The sequence below is a fragment of the Anaerobutyricum hallii genome (assembly GCF_900209925.1).
GTDB classification, from domain to species: domain Bacteria; phylum Bacillota; class Clostridia; order Lachnospirales; family Lachnospiraceae; genus Anaerobutyricum; species Anaerobutyricum soehngenii.
Genome location: NZ_LT907978.1, coordinates 170,001 through 183,424, shown reverse-complemented (window position 1 = coordinate 183,424; position 13,424 = coordinate 170,001). Strand labels below are relative to the sequence as shown.

General features: G+C 39.4%; 11 protein-coding genes, 4 tRNA genes and 1 rRNA gene (1 of these 16 only partly in view). 1 reads left to right on the top strand and 15 read right to left on the bottom strand.

Going from position 1 to position 13,424, the window contains the following annotated elements:
* The first annotated feature begins 91 nt into the window (after positions 1 to 91).
* Positions 92 to 1,153 (top strand): nucleoid-associated protein, encoded by a 1,062-nt coding sequence (locus EHLA_RS00865; protein WP_096238956.1) that lies wholly within the window; start codon positions 92 to 94, stop codon positions 1,151 to 1,153.
* A gap of 123 nt (positions 1,154 to 1,276) precedes the next feature.
* Here the strand turns inward: EHLA_RS00865 and EHLA_RS00860 are convergent, their stop codons facing one another.
* From EHLA_RS00860 to EHLA_RS00790, 15 genes are all read right to left on the bottom strand, one after another.
* Positions 1,277 to 2,617 (bottom strand): butyryl-CoA:acetate CoA-transferase, encoded by a 1,341-nt coding sequence (locus EHLA_RS00860; protein ID WP_096238955.1) that lies wholly within the window; start codon positions 2,615 to 2,617, stop codon positions 1,277 to 1,279.
* Between the two features lie 161 nt (positions 2,618 to 2,778).
* Entirely contained in the window at positions 2,779 to 3,399 is a 621-nt protein-coding gene (locus EHLA_RS00855; RefSeq protein WP_157908526.1) for a LytR/AlgR family response regulator transcription factor, read from the bottom strand.
* Positions 3,400 to 3,558: 159 nt separating this feature from the next.
* Positions 3,559 to 3,876 carry a WXG100 family type VII secretion target gene (locus EHLA_RS00850; protein ID WP_096238953.1) on the bottom strand — a complete coding sequence of 106 codons (318 nt, stop codon included), beginning with the start codon at positions 3,874 to 3,876 and terminating at the stop codon, positions 3,559 to 3,561.
* A 91-nt stretch (positions 3,877 to 3,967) separates the two neighbouring features.
* On the bottom strand, positions 3,968 to 4,258 hold the full coding sequence (locus tag EHLA_RS00845) for a hypothetical protein (protein ID WP_096238952.1): 291 nt from the start codon (positions 4,256 to 4,258) through the stop codon (positions 3,968 to 3,970).
* 448 nt (positions 4,259 to 4,706) lie between these two features.
* Positions 4,707 to 5,738, bottom strand: coding sequence for an electron transfer flavoprotein subunit alpha/FixB family protein (locus EHLA_RS00840; protein WP_044921142.1), 1,032 nt, complete (start codon positions 5,736 to 5,738; stop codon positions 4,707 to 4,709).
* A 25-nt stretch (positions 5,739 to 5,763) separates the two neighbouring features.
* A complete protein-coding gene (locus EHLA_RS00835; protein ID WP_021906452.1) occupies positions 5,764 to 6,549 on the bottom strand; it encodes an electron transfer flavoprotein subunit beta/FixA family protein in 786 nt (261 codons plus the stop codon).
* Between the two features lie 14 nt (positions 6,550 to 6,563).
* Positions 6,564 to 7,718 carry an acyl-CoA dehydrogenase gene (locus tag EHLA_RS00830; RefSeq protein WP_021906453.1) on the bottom strand — a complete coding sequence of 385 codons (1,155 nt, stop codon included), beginning with the start codon at positions 7,716 to 7,718 and terminating at the stop codon, positions 6,564 to 6,566.
* Between the two features lie 100 nt (positions 7,719 to 7,818).
* The gene (locus tag EHLA_RS00825) at positions 7,819 to 8,658 is read right to left on the bottom strand and encodes a 3-hydroxyacyl-CoA dehydrogenase NAD-binding domain-containing protein (protein WP_005343419.1); all 840 of its coding nucleotides are present in this window, start codon (positions 8,656 to 8,658) and stop codon (positions 7,819 to 7,821) included.
* 69 nt (positions 8,659 to 8,727) lie between these two features.
* Positions 8,728 to 9,513, bottom strand: coding sequence for an enoyl-CoA hydratase-related protein (locus EHLA_RS00820; RefSeq protein ID WP_096238951.1), 786 nt, complete (start codon positions 9,511 to 9,513; stop codon positions 8,728 to 8,730).
* 128 nt (positions 9,514 to 9,641) lie between these two features.
* The gene (locus tag EHLA_RS00815) at positions 9,642 to 10,823 is read right to left on the bottom strand and encodes an acetyl-CoA C-acetyltransferase (protein ID WP_096238950.1); all 1,182 of its coding nucleotides are present in this window, start codon (positions 10,821 to 10,823) and stop codon (positions 9,642 to 9,644) included.
* 558 nt (positions 10,824 to 11,381) lie between these two features.
* A tRNA-Met gene (locus EHLA_RS00810) sits at positions 11,382 to 11,455 on the bottom strand.
* Between the two features lie 54 nt (positions 11,456 to 11,509).
* Positions 11,510 to 11,580, bottom strand: a tRNA-Cys gene (locus EHLA_RS00805).
* A 6-nt stretch (positions 11,581 to 11,586) separates the two neighbouring features.
* Positions 11,587 to 11,658, bottom strand: a tRNA-Glu gene (locus EHLA_RS00800).
* Positions 11,659 to 11,661: 3 nt separating this feature from the next.
* Positions 11,662 to 11,734, bottom strand: a tRNA-Asn gene (locus EHLA_RS00795).
* Positions 11,735 to 11,808: 74 nt separating this feature from the next.
* Positions 11,809 to 13,424: ribosomal RNA gene (locus tag EHLA_RS00790) — 23S ribosomal RNA — on the bottom strand; it runs 1,275 nt beyond the window's last position.

Below are 13,424 nucleotides of genomic sequence, written 5' to 3'. Positions count from 1 at the left end.
CTACTCTCATAATTCTGGCACGAACGGAGTTTTGACCTTTTAACCCTAATCTTATACTATTTAATCAAATAAAAACAAAGGAGCTGCCCCTATGATAGCAAAAGATGATATCGTTATAAGAAAAGCTATTTTACATATTCTAGACACAAATCGCGGAGAATGTATATTATCTAATACTCTCTTAGATCCCGGTCCAGATTTACATGACTTTATTCGAAACCACATTTATAAAATCGTTTCCAGCGACGATACCAAGAACTGTGAGTTTAATCCAGAAGCATCACCAATTTACTCTATCCTTGAAACCTGGGATGAATCTGATGATGCCTCTTTTATAGAAACAAGCCAGGCAATTGCAAACAAACTTTATATTGCCATGGGAGAAGGATTAGATATTCCTGCTGCTGACCTTCTATTCGTAACTTTCCAGGCTGAAGGAACCATCTACCTTGCTCTCTTAAAAATGAATTATAAAGAAAGTTATACCCATGAAATTACTGCATCGGATTCTGAAGGTACTAATCTTAATAGTAATGATTCTAACATTCCTGTTATCAATACCGGAATTGTTAAATCAAGAGCCCTTCTTCCCTCAGCAACTTCAAGAATTCCTGAAGCTGTAATTATTAATTTGTCAGATTATCATATAAAACTTCTGGAAAAAAGATATGAAATCAATGGTGAAAAAGCATATTATTTATCTGAAAACTTTCTCATCTGCCATACTAATATTCCACCTAAAAAGAAGTTAAATATACTGACACGTGTTATTAATAATATTTCCAATAAATATGACGGTGCCGATTTAAAAACAAAGATGGATACAAAAAGTGCCTTACAAAAAGAATATGTAGATCGCAAATCTTTTGATGTAGAAGAAATCGGAAATAAACTCTTTGGAAAAAGTCCTGAAAAAAAATCAGAATTTGACGAAAAAATGGAACAATATGATCTCCAATATGACAACTTTACTGTCACCAATGAAAATACTGTAAAGAAATTAGAAAAGCAGTTTATGGTAACCGATAGCGGAATTGAAATATCCATCCCTATGGAAACTTATAACAAACTGGCTAACTTTGAAGTCCAAACAGATGTAACCGGTAAATCAACTATTATCATAAGAAACATAGATAACCTTGTTTTAAAATAACCATTCATCTGTAATAGATATTAAAAATACAAAAACCTCACACACAAAGCTACTGTAAACTTACTGTTTATTATCCTTTGTGTGTGAGGTTTTATTATACTTTTAAAAAATGCAATCTATTTATTATTTGTTACTTCTTCTCCAGATCTGCATCTTTTCTGCTTCTTTAATTAATTCGTCTCTGAAATCAGGATGAGCAATACTGATTAATGCTTCCGCTCTCTGCCATGTAGACATTCCCTTAAGACATACTTTACCAAACTCTGTTACTACATAATGTGTATTAGGACGAGTGTCTGTTACTGTAGAACCTTCTGCCAAAGTAGGTCTGATTCTTGTATGTTTTACACCGTCTCTTGAAGTAAATGTAGAAGAGCAGCAGATAAAGCTCTTACCACCTTTAGATAAATATGCTCCCTGAACAAAGTCAAGCTGTCCACCTGCTCCACTAATCTGCTTCACACCTGCACTCTCTGCATTAACCTGACCATATAAGTCAATATCAACTGCATTATTGATAGAAATAAAGTTATCAATCTGTGCAATTGTTTTCGCACTGTTAGTATAGTCAACTGGCGCACTCATACATTCTGGGTTATCATCCAGATAATCGTACATCTTCTTCGTACCAGCTCCAAATGCATATACTTGACGTCCTTTATCGATATTCTTCTTTAAACCATTAATCTTTCCTGCCTTTGCAATATCAACAAATGCATCTACGTACATCTCTGTATGTACACCTAAATCCTTTAAATCAGATTCTGCAATCATAGAACCTACTGTATTAGGCATTCCGCCAATACCAAGCTGGAGACATGCTCCGTTTGGAATCTCCTCCACAATAAGCTGTGCTACCGCTCTATCTACCTCTGTTGGAGGTGCACCTGCTCCTAATTCTCCAATAGCAGGATTCTGACCTTCCACAATGTAATCTACGCGGGAAATATGGATTCCTTCTTCAAATCCACCTAAGCAACGAGGCATATTCTCATTAACTTCTACAATGATAACATCCGCTGTCTCACAAACAGCCATCATATGTGATGCATTCGGTCCAAAATTAAAAAATCCATGCTTATCCATTGGCGCTACCTGGAACATTGCAACATTAAGATGTTTGATATTCTCTCTGTAATAACGTGGAAGCTCTGAATACTTTAATGGAGAATAAAAAGCAAAACCTTTACTGATTGCTTTTCTCTCTAATCCACCCATATGCCAGGAATTCCATGTGAAATGTTCTGCCACATTATCTACTTTAAAGATTTCAGGTTCTCTTAATAAAATTCCCCCACGAACCTTTACATCTTCTAATTCATCTGCTCTGGCTGCTAATGCTGCATCTAAGGCAACCGGTGTACCTGTTGTCCAACCATAATCCACCCAATCATGTGATTTTACTACCTTAACTGCTTCTTCTGCTGTGACAAGCTTCTGTGCATATTCTTTAATAAAACTCATGCTTCTCCTCCTAACCACTTTTGCGCTTGTTAAAAAAAAATCATGAGTCTATTTTACCACTGTTACAAACCAGGGTCAACTTAAATCAGCCCTATAATCCCTATGTTTTTGTTTTGATTCCCTCTTTGATACTGATTAAATTTTAGTAATTTCTCCCCTGTTTATTGAGGATGAAACAGAAGATTCTCTGTGTTATTGCGTTGAAAAATTTTTACTAATTTAGCTTTGTATTTTTGAGAAATCGGAATAACTGTTCTTTTATCCAAATAAAACACGCTGTTCATTAAATCTACTTTTTGAACAGACATAAAATTTACAATATAACTTCGATGACAACGCACAAAATAATCCGGCAGACTACTTTCTAACTTCTGTAATGAACTATAAAAAGAAAACTCCTGCTTCTGTAAATGCAATATAATCTTTTTATCTCTTGCTTCTAGATAACTAATATCTGCATAATCAAAATAATAGTACTCTCCTCCTGTCAAAACTTGCAATATATTATTCATCCCTTGTCTTCTATATCGATCCCTGTACACCCAGGAAAAGATTTTATGAATAACTTTGTATGCTTTAGAATATATATATGGCTTTAGTAACAACATATCCGGTGAAATTTCCGGAATCACATAGTACTCCGGCGAAATCTGAAGACTACTTAAAATCAAAAGCTTTGCTTTAGGCGAACACTTTCGTATATGGATCAACTTCCTTAAATCTACAGAATTCATTACTTCCGCTACAATTAAATCTGCAACCGGTATTCTCTCTATGTTCATCTTCTTATACTCTTCACCACTCACAATGCAACACTGTAAACGCTCGTTATTTATAATTGCCACACACTGGTCGCACAATTTACAAAAAAAATCTGCTTCCCTTTTATCATGGCAGAAAATCACAACTGATACCATTTCTTATCTATATCAACTGTATCATCAGCTGATAACATTATTCTTTAACGTTGCCGCAACTTGTTTATTCTGTTCTTCTGCTAATATATATTCCTGTGCAATAGAAGTTAAATGCTGCGCTTCTTCTTCTATCATCTTGCACATTTTATTAATGTCTGCTTCTAATCCACTAAACTTGTTAATAAATGAGCTACTTGCCTCACCACTCCAAATAGAACTACTGATTCCCCTCACCAACTGAAGCATATCTGAGGTCGTTCGCTTAACATTCTGACCGGTCTGTTGAAAAGAAACTGCGGTTGACTTTAACTTCTCTGGAGTTACATTAATTAAATCTGCCATAAAATCCTCCTTAACAATTAACTTAAAGAATGTCTCGGAATCTTTTTATGCTTAAATTCGTCAGAAGACTCCGAGGACACATTACTCTGCTCTAACTTACTGCAGTTACTTCGTTCTTCTTCTCAGCCTTATTATAAATCATAATAATCTTCTCAAGTATCAGTATAAATTCTAAAATTGTCCTAAGTAAACTCTGCATCTTTACAATATCTACTTTCAGTTGTTTCGAATACTTCTCCTTTGCAGCTCCTTCCCACATAGAATTAAGACTACTCCCCAGGGTTTCTAAATCAGTAAGTTGTGTTTTCAATGAATTACTCAATGTCACCAATGCCTGTTTCTTATTAGATATCTCTTTCGTAGAAGCAATAATCTGTGCCATAAATGCCTCCTCTCATATCTTTGTTAAGTGCTGCAAGAGTATTATAACATATTTAAATCTAATTTCCACCTTTTTTGACGAATTATGTAAATTTAATGATAAACAGATTGTCTTTATACTTATTTAAAATTATTTCAAGAATGCCCCGGCATTCTTGCTGCGAGATGGGAGTCATCTCACATCTGATATAAATCACATAGTGATTGTTTCATTAGAACTAAAGTGGAGGAGGATAATTTCCTGTAAAATAAAAAAGACCACAGTTATAAACTGCAGTCTTATTATTTCATCTAAACAGGGAATCTATAAAAAGATTCCCTGTTTCAATATATTTTATAGAGTTCAGTAAAAAATCGCGTATATTTTTCTTTTAATAATGAATCGCCAATAAACAAAACATCTGAGACAAAATATATTTAACTTTTACATAACATCTAAAGTTAAATTATTATTTAACCTGTGCCTTGATTGCTTCTGTTAACTTAGGAACAATCTTTAATGCATCACCAACGATACCGTAATCAGCTACATCAAAAATAGGTGCATCTGGATCTTTATTAATAGCGATGATGATATCAGATTCTTCCATACCAGCTACGTGCTGGATAGCTCCGGAAATACCAATTGCAAAGTAAACATTAGGACGAACTGTCTTACCAGTCTGACCAACCTGTAAATCTTTTGGTTTCCATCCGTTATCTACAACTGCACGAGAGCAGGAAACTGTTCCGCCAAGTGCCTCTGCTAAATCGTCTAATAATGCAAAGTTTTCAGCAGAGCCAACTCCACGTCCGCCAGATACAAGAATCTTAGCAGCCTGGATATCAACTGTTTCTGTAACAGATTTCACAATGTCAAGAATCTCAACATATTTGTCATTTGGAGTAAATCCTGGATTATATTCAATAACTTCTGCCTTTGCTCCTGCAACAGGCTCTTTCTTCTGCATAACACCAGGACGAACTGTAGCCATCTGTGGACGATGGTTAGGACAAGCGATTGTAGCGATTGTGTTACCACCGAATGCAGGACGAGTCATTAATAACTGACCCTGACGAGGTTCTTTATCTCCACGAGCTTTGAATTCACCAATTTCAAGAACAGTACAGTCTGCTGTAAGACCTGTTGCAACTCTTGCGGAAACACGAGGTCCTAAGTCACGACCGATTGCTGTTGCTCCAACCAGAAGAATGTCCGGTTTGTATTCATTGATAACAGATGCCAGTGCATGTGTATATGGCTCTGTTCTGTATTCTTTTAATTCAGGGTCATCAACTACGATAACTTTATCTGCGCCGTATTCAGCAAGTTCATCAACTAAGCCTTTTACGTCAGAACCGATTAAAACTGCTGTTACGTCTGTTCCTAAATCTGCAGCAAGGTCATTTGCTTTTCCAAGTAATTCTAAAGCAATGGCATCAATCTTATTGTCAACCTGCTGAGCATAGATAAATACACCTTTATATTGTTCTAAATTCATTCTATTCACCACATTTCCTTTACAATTAGATAACATGCTTTGTTAACAGTTTGTCCATGATGTACTCAACGCCTTCTTCTGCTGTTTCAGCTGTCATCATGACACCTTTACCTTTACGTACCTTATCAGAAGCTTTTGCGATCTGAGTTGGAGAACCTGCAAGACCTAAGTTGCTGTCATCAACATCTTTAAGGTCTTTTCTTCCCCATGTAGTAATCTCTGTATCATATGCATCAAAGATTCCGCCTGGAGTCATATAACGTGGCTCATTTAATTCGGAAAGTGCTGTGATAACACATGGTAATTTAGCTTTTAAAACATGATATCTGTCATCGTACTGTCTCTGAACGATTACACTGTCTCCTTCGATTTTAATATCCTGTGCATAGGAAATTAAAGGAAGATCTAAGTGTTCTGCAATCTGAGGTCCTACCTGTGCAGTATCACCATCGATAGCCTGACGACCTGTGATGATTAAATCATAATCAATATTTCTAAGTGCTCCGGCGATTGTTGTAGATGTTGCCCATGTATCAGCTCCACCTAAAACACGATCTGTGACAAGAATTCCCTTATCAGCACCCATTGCCATAGCTTCACGCAGAACTTCTTCTGCTTTTGGAAGACCCATAGTAACTACAGTTACTTCTGCGCCTGTTTCATCTTTTATTCTAAGGGCAGCTTCAAGACCTGCCTTATCATCCGGATTCATGATAGTAAGCATAGCTGCTCTATCAAGAGTTCCGTCTGGTTTAAACTTAACTCCACCTTTTGTATCAGGTACCTGTTTAATACATACTACGATTTTCACAGTATTTTCCCTCCTTATCTTAATAAGTTACCAGAAATAACCATACGCTGAACTTCTGATGTTCCTTCGTAGATTTCTGTGATCTTAGCATCACGCATCATACGTTCTACGTCGTACTCTCTGATGTAACCATAACCACCAAGTAACTGAACACACTTAGTTGTTACATCCATAGCTGTTTCTGCTGCAAATAATTTAGCTTTTGCAGCTTCTACGGAGTATACTCTCTGTGTTGCTTTTGCCATTGCTGCTTTATAAACAAGTAACTTAGCAGCTTCTACCTGTGTAGCCATATTAGCAAGCTGGAACTGTGTATTCTGCTGTGCAGCAATTGCTCTGCCAAACTGTTTTCTTTCTTTAACATAAGCAATTGTAGCATCTAAAGCACCTTCTGCGATACCAAGAGCCTGAGCTGCAATACCGATACGTCCACCATCTAATGTGTGCATAGCGATTGCGAAACCTTTGCCCATAGGTCCAAGAAGATTTTCTTTAGGAATACGACAATCCTGGAAAATCAATTCATATGTAGCTGAACCACGGATACCCATTTTCTTTTCTTTTGTACCAAATGTAAATCCTGGAGTTCCTTTTTCTACGATAAATGCGGAGAATTTCTTTTTCTTTCTTCCTCTTGCATCTGTATCAACACTTGTGATAGCGATGATAATATAGTAATCAGCATAAGAACCGTTAGTGATGAAACATTTAGATCCGTTTAATACCCATTCGTCACCATCTAAAACAGCCTTTGTCTGAACACCCTGAGCGTCAGTACCAGCACCTGGCTCTGTAAGACCGAAAGCACCTAACTTTTCACCCTTTGCAAGTGGAACAAGATATTTCTGTTTCTGTTCTTCAGTACCATAAGTAAGAATTGGATCTGCACATAATGATGTATGTGCGGATACAATAACACCTGTTGTACCACAAACTTTAGATAACTCTTCAACACACATAATGTATGTTAAAGGATCACAGCCCTGTCCGCCATATTCTTTTGGCACAGGAATTCCCATGAAACCTAATTTTTGCATTTTTGCAACGGTTTCTTCTGGAAAATGTTCTGTCTCGTCAACCTCCTGAGCAAGAGGTTTAACTTCGTTTTCAGCGAACTCTTTAAAGAGCTGTCTAGCCATTTCATGCTTTTTGCTTAATGTGAAATCCATTTTCATTCCTCCATAATAAATTGGTTATTGGGGTGGAGAACCACCTTAAAAGCCGTGGAGACGCAGAGCATAGTCCCCACGGCCGTATTCACTTTTTTAATTATTTGCTGTAATCGTAGAATCCAATACCAGTCTTCTGACCTAATTTTCCACCACGAACCATCTTTCTTAATAATGGATGTGGACGATACTTAGGATCTCCTGTCTCATTGTATAATACTTCCATGATTGCAAGGCAGATATCAAGACCAACTAAATCTCCTAAAGCGAGAGGTCCCATTGGATGGTTAGCACCTAACTTCATAGCTGTGTCGATACCTTCAACAGAAGCAACACCATCAGCATAAATGCCAACTGCTTCATTGATCATTGGGATTAAGATTCTGTTAACTACGAATCCTGCAGCTTCTTCTACCTGTACAGGTGTTTTTCCGATTTCTACGGAGATAGCTTTAATCTTTTCAACCATTTCATCTGGTGTATTAAGACCAGCGATAACTTCAATTAATTTCATAACTGGAGCTGGGTTGAAGAAATGCATTCCGATAACTGGTCTGTCAAGTCCTGCACCGATCTGTGTAATAGATAAAGAAGATGTATTTGTTGCAAACATACATGTTGCAGGAACGATATCCTGTAATTCTTTAAATGTCTGCTGTTTAACTTCCATAACCTCAAGAGCTGCCTCTACTACTAAATCTGCATCTGTACAGATATCTTTTGTACCAGTAGTAATCTTAGCAAGGATTGCATCAGCTTTAGCCTGATCCATTTTTCCTCTTGCTACTCTCTTTTCAAATCCTTTAGCGATTTTCTTTTTACCGTTTGCGGCAAATTCATCGTTAATATCACATAAGTATACTTCGTATCCTTCTGTCTGTGCGAATGCCTGAGCAATACCTGATCCCATTGTACCTGCGCCAATAACTCCAACTTTCATTGTCTGAAACCTCCTATAAAATGTATTATCTTCTGACAATTAATATTATCAATATATGTAATAGATTAATTAGCAGTTTTTAAATGGTTCTTTTACCTTTTCTTTGTTTTTGTCAAGGAAGAATGCCATTCCGTATTTCTGGTCTTCTGTCTCGAAGCAGCTACCAAATAACTTCTCTTCGATTACGATAGCTTCATCCATTCCTACTTCTAAACCTTCATTGATGGCTTTCTTACATGCACGAACTGCGATAGGTGCGTTCTTTGCAATACCTTTTGCCATCTTTTTAGCCTGAGGCATTAACTCTTCAAGTGGATAAACTTCGTTAACCAGTCCGATTCTATATGCTTCTGCTGCTTTAATATTACGAGCAGTATAGATTAACTGTTTTGCTTTTCCAGGTCCTACGATACGAGCAAGTCTCTGTGTTCCACCAAAACCAGGTGTAATTCCAAGACCAACTTCCGGCTGTCCAAATACTGCATTCTCAGAACAAAGTCTGATATCACAGCTCATAGAAATCTCACAGCCACCGCCTAATGCAAATCCGTTGATTGCTGCGATAACAGGAATAGGAAGAGTTTCAATCTTTCTAAATACATCATTACCTACTTTACCAAAAGCTTCACCTTCTGCTTTTGTAAGAGTGCTCATTTCTCCGATATCAGCACCGGCTACGAAAGATTTCTCTCCTGCACCAGTAATGATAAGACATCTGATTGCATCTAAATCTACTGCATCAATAGTTGCATCTAAATCTTTTAATACTTCACTGTTTAAAGCATTTAAAGCCTTTGGACGATTGATGGTGATAATACCAACCTGACCATCTACTTCATAATCGATAAATCCCATTGTATGTATCTCCTTTCAGATTACATTATTATAACTGTATAAACTGTAGAAATCAGTTATAAACTATGTAATTGATATAACCGGATTCGAAAACCGAACCCGGATATATGTAATCATTCTATACGTGATTAGTCTCTTTCAACAATTGTTGAGCAGCCCATACCACCACCGATACACAGTGTAGCAAGACCCTTCTTAGCATCACGTTTCTGCATCTCATGTAATAATGTAACAAGGATACGGCATCCTGATGCTCCAACTGGATGTCCAAGAGCAATAGCTCCACCATTAACATTTAACTTCTCTGGGTTGATTCCTAATTCTCTTCCTACTGCTAATGACTGAGCTGCGAAAGCTTCGTTAGCTTCGATTAAGTCAAAGTCATCAATGCTCATGCCAGTTTTAGCAAGAACTTTCTTAGTAGAAGCAACTGGTCCAACACCCATGATAGAAGGATCAACTCCGCCTAATGCTCCTGCTACCCATGTAGCCATTGGAGTTACACCTAATTCTTTAGCTTTTTCTTCGCTCATAACAACAACACAAGCAGCACCATCATTAATACCTGAAGAGTTAGCAGCTGTTACGATACCATCTTTCTTGAAAGCAGGACGTAATTTAGAAATGCTTTCTGCTGTTGTTCCAGGACGTGGTCCCTCATCTGTATCTACAACAACTGTTTTCTTTTTAAGTTTAACTTCTACAGGAACGATTTCATCTTTGAACTTACCAGCTTCGATAGCTGCTGTAGCTTTCTGCTGTGAATTAGCGGAGAACTCATCTAACTCTTCTCTTGTTAAATGCCACTGTTCTGCAACGTTTTCAGCTGTAATACCCATATGGTACTGATTGAAAGCATCTGTTAATGCATCGTTAACCATACAGTCTTTTAATACGCCATTGTTCATTCTGTATCCAAAACGAGCTTTGTCTAAGCAGAATGGAGCTAATGACATGTTTTCCATACCACCAGCGATAACGATATCAGCCTCACCTGCTAAAATCTTTGTAGCAGCAAGGTTAACACAGTTAAGACCGGAACCACAAACTACGTTAATTGTTACAGCAGGTACTTCGATTGGGAGTCCCGCATTAAGAGAAGCCTGACGAGCAACGTTCTGTCCAAGACCAGCCTGAATAACACATCCCATTAATACTTCGTCTACCTGATCAGCAGGTACGTTAGTTCTCTTTAATGCTTCTTTGATTACGATGCTTCCTAAATCTGCAGCTGGTACTGTGCTTAATCCACCACCCATTGTTCCGATTGCGGTACGACAAGCACCTGCTAATACAACTTTCTTTGCCATAGTTTCATTCCTCCATTTAAGTTATCAATATTATTTGATATAGTTGCTTTGCTAGAGCATTTCTAGTACGATATGTGTTAATGCTATCACAATCTTCCGATATTTGCAACAAGATTATAAATTATTTTTTAATTAATATTCTCATTTATGAGAATTTCACAATTTATTCACTTTTATACGTAAAATCCTTTATATTTTTCGTTCTTTTTTCTTATCATTCCACTTTCATTTATGGATAATCTCTATTGATTATTTTTTGAATTTTGCGAAAAAAGGGAACAAAATACAAAAAAATGCCTAAATATGTGAAAAAATAGACACTGTTTTTTAATTAAAGATACAAAAGTTGGAAATAGCACATCAGGAATTTAGAAAATCCTAAGCAAATAAACCATAACTACTCATTTTGGAACAACGATATATCTCTAGTTTCCATTCAAGATTGTTCCGGCATTTTTGCCGCTTTATCTTTATCCAGATCAGATTAGAAATTTATATACTCTTTTATTTTTAGTAAAACAAAAAAGCACCAATATCTATATATTGATGCTTCAGAAATTGCGGGGGAAGGATTTGAACCAACGACCTCCGGGTTATGAGCCCGACGAGCTACCAGACTGCTCTACCCCGCGATATTCAATTAAATGTAAATACCAAAAAGAGACTAATCACTTAGTCTCTTTAAGAGGCGTCGACCAGATTTGAACTGGTGATGAAGGTGTTGCAGACCTCTGCCTTACCACTTGGCTACGACGCCACAACATGACTCCTACGGGATTTGAACCCATGTTACCGCCGTGAAAGGGCGGTGTCTTAACCACTTGACCAAGGAGCCAGACTCCCCGAGTAGGACTTGAACCTACGACAGCGCGGTTAACAGCCGCGTGCTCTACCGACTGAGCTATCGAGGAATATTGATCAGGGTCATACCCTGAAAACCACACACATTATATCATATCTTTCTAATCTTTGCAAGTACTTTTTTAAGGTCAAGCTTTCGACCGATTAGTAACAGTCAACTCCACACATCGCTGTGCTTCCATCTCTGCCCTATCTACCTCATCGTCTCTAAGGGGTCTCTCACTCTTTCGAGTTTGGATATCTCATCTTGAGGGGGGCTTCACGCTTAGATGCCTTCAGCGTTTATCCCTTCCCGTCTTGGCTACCCGGCCGTGCCATTGGCATGACAACCGGTCCACCAGCGGACGGTCCATCCCGGTCCTCTCGTACTAAGGACAGCTCCTCTCAGATATCCTGCGCCCGCGCCGGATAGGGACCGAACTGTCTCACGACGTTCTGAACCCAGCTCGCGTACCGCTTTAATGGGCGAACAGCCCAACCCTTGGAACCTGCTCCAGCTCCAGGATGCGATGAGCCGACATCGAGGTGCCAAACCACTCCGTCGATGTGAACTCTTGGGAGTGATAAGCCTGTTATCCCCAGGGTAGCTTTTATCCGTTGAGCGATGGCAATCCCACGTTATGCCACCGGATCACTAAGTCCTACTTTCGTACCTGCTCCACCCGTCGGTGTCGCAGTCAAGCCTCCTTCTGCCTTTGCACTCTGTGGATGGTTTCCAACCATCCTGAGGAGACCTTTGAGCGCCTCCGATACCCTTTCGGAGGCGACCGCCCCAGTCAAACTCCCCGCCTGACATTGTCCCCCGCCCGGGTCACGGGCGCAGGTTAGAAACCCAGTACTGCAGGGGTGGTATCCCAACACCGGCTCCCTTACGGCTGGCGCCATAAGTTCTTAGCCTCCCACCTATCCTGTACATGCAATACCGAATCCCAGTATCAGGCTGGAGTAAAGCTCCATGGGGTCTTTCCGTCCTGGCGCGGGTAACCAGCATCTTCACTGGTATTTCAATTTCACCGGGTGTGTTGTTGAGACAGTGCCCAAATCATTACGCCTTTCGTGCGGGTCGGAACTTACCCGACAAGGAATTTCGCTACCTTAGGACCGTTATAGTTACGGCCGCCGTTTACTGGGGCTTAAGTTCAAACCTTCGCTTGCGCTAAGCTCTCCCCTTAACCTTCCAGCACCGGGCAGGCGTCAGCCCATATACCTCACCTTTCGGTTTCGCATAGACCTGTGTTTTTGCTAAACAGTTGCTTGGGCCATTTCTCTGCGGCTGCTTTCGCAGCACTCCTTCTCCCGAAGTTACGGAGTCATTTTGCCGAGTTCCTTAACAACACTTCTCCCGTCGGCCTTAGGATCCTCTCCTCATCCACCTGTGTCGGTTTACGGTACGGGCCCTTGCTACACGATAGCGGCTTTTCTCGACAGGAAGGGGCCGCAGCTTCGCTACTTTGTTTCGCTCCGCATCACGCCTTCGTCTCATGCAGGACGGATTTTCCAATCCTGCGACTACTTCGCTTGCACCGGGCTTTCCATTCCCGGCTCTGCTTCCCTTCCCGTGTCCCCGCAGTTCTGATAACAAGGGGTGCAGGAATCTTTTACCTGCTGTCCATCGGATACGCATCTCTGCCTCTCCTTAGGCCCCGACTTACCCAGAGCAGATCAGCTTTACTCTGGAAACCTTGGATATTCGGCCGCAAGGATTCTCACCTTGCTCTCGCTACTCATTCCGGCATTCTC